Origin of the sequence: Mesorhizobium sp. M7A.F.Ca.ET.027.03.2.1, assembly GCF_003999175.1 — a bacterium.
Lineage (GTDB): Bacteria > Pseudomonadota > Alphaproteobacteria > Rhizobiales > Rhizobiaceae > Mesorhizobium.
Map to the genome: position 1 here is coordinate 1 of NZ_RZOM01001844.1, position 518 is coordinate 518.

Here is a 518-nt window from a genome sequence, read left to right on the forward strand (position 1 = left end):
TGCCTGCGCGGGTCGAGAACGCGGCCGGCAAGCAACGCGGCCAGCACGTCACGCGTCTGGACGACGCCGACCATGACGTCGACGCCGCCGTCGCCTGCCGGCAGGCGCGAATGCTGGGTTTCCATGAGCAGCTTGCGGATGGCCGCCTCGTCGGATTGCAGATTGATCCAGTCTACTTCGGTGCGCGGCGTCATCACCGCGCGCACGGCGCGGTCGCCAAGCCGCATGACGCCGGCGATCATGCGCCGCTCGTCGGATTCGATGGTGCCGTGATGCTCGGCCTCGGCGACCAGCATCTTGATCTCCTCATCGGTGACCTTCTCCTCGCTTTCGCCGCGCTGGCCGAGCAGCCACAGGATGGTGCGGCCGGAGAAATCGAGCAGGAAGACCAGCGGCGCCGAGACGGTGGCGAGGATGGTCATTGCCGGAGCGACCCTGGCGGCGACCCGCTCGGGGTCACGCAACGCGATCTGCTTTGGCACCAGTTCGCCGACGATCAGCGAGAAATAGGTGATGAT

General features: G+C 66.8%; 1 protein-coding gene. It reads right to left on the reverse strand.

Annotation, left to right across the window (positions count from 1 at the left end; translation table 11 throughout):
- The coding region (locus tag EN750_RS38400) for a CNNM domain-containing protein (protein WP_127399518.1) at positions 1–518 on the reverse strand (518 nt) is incomplete at both ends.